The 5,459-nt window shown below is 69.1% G+C and carries 5 protein-coding genes and 1 pseudogene; all 6 read right to left on the minus strand.

Translation table 11 applies throughout. The features are described 5' to 3' along the window. A partial coding sequence (locus tag ABZ646_RS38900) for a TetR/AcrR family transcriptional regulator (RefSeq protein WP_360530133.1) occupies window positions 1–574 on the minus strand: 574 nt, incomplete at its 3' end. A 255-nt stretch (window positions 575–829) separates the two neighbouring features. Further along, window positions 830–1,060 (minus strand): hypothetical protein, encoded by a 231-nt coding sequence (locus tag ABZ646_RS38905; protein WP_360530136.1) that lies wholly within the window; start codon window positions 1,058–1,060, stop codon window positions 830–832. A gap of 186 nt (window positions 1,061–1,246) precedes the next feature. Continuing rightward, complete coding sequence (locus tag ABZ646_RS38910; protein WP_360530139.1) at window positions 1,247–2,092, minus strand: helix-turn-helix transcriptional regulator; 846 nt, start codon at window positions 2,090–2,092, stop codon at window positions 1,247–1,249. 47 nt (window positions 2,093–2,139) lie between these two features. After that, window positions 2,140–2,870: pseudogene (locus ABZ646_RS38915) on the minus strand (alpha-L-arabinofuranosidase); the annotation flags it as partial. A gap of 91 nt (window positions 2,871–2,961) precedes the next feature. Beyond that, the gene (locus ABZ646_RS38920) at window positions 2,962–4,518 is read right to left on the minus strand and encodes an alpha-L-arabinofuranosidase B (RefSeq protein WP_360530142.1); all 1,557 of its coding nucleotides are present in this window, start codon (window positions 4,516–4,518) and stop codon (window positions 2,962–2,964) included. 167 nt (window positions 4,519–4,685) lie between these two features. Next, window positions 4,686–5,459: AbfB domain-containing protein (locus ABZ646_RS38925; protein WP_360530145.1), on the minus strand; the 774-nt coding region annotated here is incomplete at its 5' end.

Genomic DNA, 5,459 nt, shown 5'->3' on the forward strand with positions numbered 1-5,459 from the left:
GGCCACCCTCCAGCGACTTGTAGGAGTTCTCCTCAGTCAGCGCCGCCACCCGCTTGGGCTTGCAGCCCGAGCGCAGCAGGTTCGCGTCCTCCAGGTCCTGCATCAGCTCGGTGAACAGCGCCAGCAGCGGAGCGTTGGCGATCCGCATCTCGGCCGGGTGCGACATCAGCAGGCGCAGCGCGAAGTCGGTGAACAGGGGCTGCTGCTGGGTGGCCGGGTCGGGGCGGGAACTCTCGAACAGCTCCTGGACGACCACCCGGAGCCGCTCCAGCGGATCGGTCTGCTCGGCGGCCAGGGTCCGCAGCTGCTGCGCGGACTTGCTCATCGCGTCCTCGAACAGCGCGAGCAGCAACTCGTGCTTGCCGTCGAAGTGCTGGTAGAAACTCCGCAGTGACTGCTTGGACCGGTCGACGACCTCCTGCACGGTGAAGTCGGTCGTGCCCTTCTCCGCCGTGATCGCCTGGGCCGCGTCGAGGAACCGCTCCACCCTCTGCTCGGCCCGGCGCTTCGCCGCCTGGGTGGAGCGCTCCACGGCGCGCTGCTTCCAGGCCGGTTCCTCGGTCGGGGTGCTCACGGGCTGATCCGCCTTCTGTGCCATGGGAGAACATTACTGCACTGCAGCGGGAAGCAGGTGCCGCCAAGTCTGGACATCGTCGGGGATCTGGAAAAGACTGCTCATTGCCAATGTAGAGAATGACATTCTCACGGCTGTGGCAGGACACCGTCCACAAGGCCGTCCCCAAAGTGCCCGGTGGCCGACGGCGGCTGGATCCTGGACGGAACCGCCCGGCACGTACTCGACGGCGACCGGGCGGACGCCTCGCCGTGATCAGCGACGCGGGCGTCTTCGTCGTTCCCGCCGCCGCGGTGACCCGCCGTGCGCACCCCGGTCTTCGATCCCCTTCCGCACCTCGCCGAGGTCACCTTCGCGCAGGTCCTGGTCGGCGCGGCCGACCGCAGCGGCGCCGACCCGGCGCGCGCCCGCCACCTCGCCGCCACCGGCACGGCCCTGACCATGGTCGGCGCCTGCCGGCGGCCCCTCGATCCGGTCCTCGACCACGTCCGGGCATGGTCAACCGGGTCGTCCCGCGCGCGGAGCTGGACAACGCCACCCGCGAACTCGCCGAGCAGATCGCGAAGATGCCGGCGTTCGGGCTGCGCGGGGCCAGACCGGCCACGGCAACGCCCTCAGCGTCAGCGGCTACCCGATCCTGGCCAGGCTGGACGAGATGAAGCAGAAGTTGCGTCACTGGCGTCCGGACAGGCTCTGGGTGCCGAGCACCGAGATCAGCGCCAGCTTCTCGGCGTCCTCGGTGCCCGGCTCGGCCGAGTACACGAGAATGTGCAGGTCCTGCTCCTCGATCCGGAGCTGGTCGCAGTCCAGCGTGAGCAGACCCGCCTGGGGATGCTCGATCGTCTTGCGCGATGCCTCCAGCCGGCCGACGACCCCCGCGTCCCACAGCTCCGCGAACCGCTCGCTCCCGGCACGCAACTCGGCTATCAGCCGCCGAAGTTGACGGTCGCCGGGATAGCGGGCGGCCGTGGAGCGCAGTTCGGCGACCATGCCGGTCTCGAAGGCGCGGCGTTCCTCCGGGGTGTGCCGCACCCGGGTCGGCCAGTTCAGGAAGTTCCGCCACACGCCGTTGCGCTGGAAGCCCCGCAACTCGGACGGGTCGCCCATCAGCGCCGCGTACATCGGGTTGGCCACCAGCAGGGTCATGGCCGCGTCGGAGACCGCCACCGGAGTGCCGGCCAGCCGGTCCAGCAGCCGCTGCACGCTGGGCGTGATGTACCCGGGCACCATGTCCGGACCCGGCGGCACCAGCCCCGCCAGCCCGAACAGATACGCCCGCTCGTCGGCGGAGAGCCGCAGCGCCCGGGCCAGCGCCTCGACCACCTGCACGGACGGATGGGCCGCCCGGCCCTGCTCGAGGCGCGTCACGTAGTCGACCGAGATACCGGCCAGCAGGGCCAGCTCCTCGCGCCGCAGCCCGGCTGCCCGCCGCGGGCCGCCGGCCGAGAGTCCCGCCGCGTCCGGGGCGACGCGGTCCCGCCAGCGCCGCAGCGCCTGTCCCAGTTCCGTCGCTGTCATGCCCCCAGTCAACACCGTCGGCCGTCGTCGTGCCTGGTACCGGTAAGTTGGGGAATCGGCTGGATGCCGGCGTGTTTGGAGTTCAGCGGCTGGGTGTGGACGCGCCGGTCGGTGGCGGTCCAGGTGCCGGTGGAAAGGTCACTGGGCTGCCAGGCGCAGAAGACCGCGTTGGCGTCGCGCCACAGATACCAGGCGCCGGAAGCCTGGGCGAGGATCGGGGCCTCGATGCCGCCCTGGGGCGCCAAGCCCGAGGTGAATTCGGTGACGCTGCCGGGATCGAGAGAGGTGGACTTCGCACCGCCGAGGCTGTTGTGACCCTTGAAGTACAGGTAGTTGACGCCGTTCACGCCCAGGGCCAAGGAGCCGTCTGGCACGTCGTAGATCATGTTGCGGCCGCTGCTGTTGACGGCCGAGTGGATGATGGCGTACTGGCCGCGGGAGGTGTCCCAGGAGGCTTCGGGCGTCCACGTGTGGGTGGCCATGTCGTGCAGTTTCAGCAGGCGGTAGTTGTCGAAGGAGCGCAGGTCGGTCGCCATGACGACGAAGGTGCCGTCCTGCCTGGTCAGTATGAAGGGGTCGCGACGGGGTTGTTCTGGTTCAGCGGCATCCACTGCGGCGCGTCGGTGCTGGCAGCCAGGTGCAGGCCATGGTTCGTCCCCGGGCCTCTCCGTGACTCGGTGAAGTAGCACATGACGAACGGGGAGCCCGTCGCGGCGCCGGCGGGCGGGCTCCCGATGGTCAGCGCGCCGGTCATGGACAGTGGCACGGCCGCGGCCATGCCGAGGAACGAAACCGGGTAGCACGGCACCCCCGCCGCCTGTGCGGGGCTGCCGTGCTTGCCGGAGTCGCTCAGAGAGGCCGGTCGCTGGTCAGCTCCAGGGAGATGCGGTCAGCCAGCTGGTGTCCTGGGCCCACGACTTGGTGGAGTCCCAGGCGTTGGATCCGCCGTTGCTGGCGATGTAGGCCGTGTAGTCGTAGTGGCGGATGTACTGGGTGGGGTAGTTGACGGACTGGAAGGAGGTGCCGACTCCGCTGTTGCCTGCGGTGGGGCAGAAGGTGGCGTCCTTCGCGAAGCTGCCGGCACCACTGTCGGAGTTCAGATAGAGCTCGTAGTTGTAGTGGTGGAGGAACTGGCCGGGGTTGTCGGCGGACTCGAAGGACAGGCAGGAGGTGTTGGCCAGGCCGGCGCGGACGATCCAGGTGGCGTCGGCCTTGTCGGTGGCGGGGCTGGAGGAGTTGATGGAGGAGATGACGACCTTGGTGTCGGCGTCGTTGTGGCGGAGGTAGTGGGAGGTGCAGCAGGGAGAGGTGGTGGCCTGGAGGGAGATCCGGGAGCCGGGGGTGAGGGTTCCGGTGCTGGTCGAGCCGCTGTTGTAGCCGGCGGCGGTGATGTTGGCCTGGACGGCGTTCTCGGTGGCGTCCGAGGGGTAGCCCTGGGTCATGACGCCTTCGTAGAAGGTGCCTTGGGCGCCCTTGCTGTTGTCACCGCCGATGCCCAGGATGATCGCGCCTTCCTTGTGCATCGGGTTGTAGCCGGAGACGTTGGGGCGCACGCCGCTGTAGTAGGTGGACAGGCCGCCCGACTGGGCGTCGCCGCCGCGGATGGCCCACTGGTTCGGGCCGCCCTTGACGATGGCGGTCAGGAACCGGTTGGTGACGGTGGGGTCGCCCGTGTTCAGGTGCTGGTTCACACCGGAGAACAGGCCGTTCTCCAGGTCGGCCATGATCCAGGGGCCGTTGCCGCTGCCGGAGCCCCAGTGGTTGTTGTTGCCGAAGTAGATGGCCTCCATGTGGCCGTTGCCGGTGTCGTGGCTGTTGGTCTCGGCGTTGCCGTAGTCGAAGCAGCAGCCGCCGTTGAAGTGCTTGCCGTTGAAGATGGCGTACATGCCCTCGGGCTGGTCGCCGGTGGCGATGCCGTTGGTGTTGTTGTTGCGGTAGCCGGTGCCGGGGGCGACATAGACGCCGTATGCCTTGTGCCCGCCGACGGTGACCGGCGCCTCGAAGGCGTTGGCGAGGTTGTCCGGCCCGCTGGCGGCTCCGCCTGCGGGTGCCTGGGTGAGGTTGTTGCCCTTGGGGGACTGGTCGTAGATGACGGTGATGACGCAGCTGGTGTTCGCGCAGAAGGCGTCCTGTTGTGCGGCGTCGGCGACGCCGCCGGCGGTCAGTGGGCCGATGTCCTTGGTCGTGCTGTCGGAGGCGCGCCTGATCTGGTAGAGCGGGCCGTTGTAGGCGGCGTACAGGGCGCGGGTGGTGCTGTGTGCGGCGACGCAGGGGGTGCCGCCCGCGGCGTAGATGTCGCACGGTTGCTGGGTGGCGGCCTGTGAGGTGGTGGCCGTGGCGGTGAGCAGGCCGGCGGCGAGCGCGGCGGTGGCACCGGCCGCCAGCAGCGCGCGTCTGACGCCGCGTATCCATGGTGGTCTGATCATGAGGAACTCCTTCGTGGGATGGGGTGTGATGTGAGCGTCGACGAACCCTCACCGTCCGGCATTTCGGACGATGTCCGAATGCACGGACAGTGAGGGCTGCGTTGACGTCTCCGGATTCCGGTGCGGCATGGGCTGTTTCCGTTACCGGACCGGGGGCTGGTTGGTTGTCAGTTCCAGGGGGCGGCGGCGAGCCAGCTGGTGTCCTGGGCCCATGCCGTCGTGGTGTCCCAGGCGTTGGTGCCGCCGTCGCTGGCGATGTAGCCGGTGAAGCGGTAGTGGCGGATGTACTTGGCGGGGTAGTTGAAGGACTGGAGGGAGTAGCCCGCGCCGCTGTTGCCCGGTTTGGGGCAGAAGGTGGCGTCGGCGGCGAACTGGCTGGTGCCGGCGTTGGGCTGGAGGTGGAGCTGGAAGGCGTAGTGCCTGAGGTAGCTGCCGGGGGTGTTGGCCGACTCGAAGGAGACGCAGTTGCTGTTGGCCAGGCCGGCGCGGACGATCCAGGTGGCGTCGCCCTTGTCGGTGGTGGAGCTGGCTGAGGTCACCGGCGCGATCACGACCTTGTCGTCGCTGGTGTTGTGCTGGAGGTAGTCGCCGGTGCAGCAGGAGGTGGTGGCCTGCAGTGAGACCTTCGTGCCCGGGGCGAAGGGGGTGGTGGTGCTGTAGCCGACGGCGGTGATGTTGGCCTGGACGGCGGCGTCGGTGGTGTCGGAGGGGTAGCCCTTGACCATGGCGCCCTCGTAGAAGGTGCCCGCGCTGGCGTTGGTGTTGGTCTGGCAGCAGTCACCGCCGCTGCCGAGGATGATCGCGCCCTGCTTGTGCATCGGGCTCCATCCGCTGGGCAGTGCCCCGCTGTAGAGCTGTGTCAGGCTCCCGGACTGGGCGTTGGCGCAGCTCGCGGGCGGAGGCGACGATCGTCTTGAGGACGTCGCGCACCTCCAGATGCC

The sequence above is a fragment of the Streptomyces sp. NPDC007162 genome (assembly GCF_040634175.1).
Taxonomy (GTDB): Bacteria; Actinomycetota; Actinomycetes; order Streptomycetales; family Streptomycetaceae; genus Streptomyces.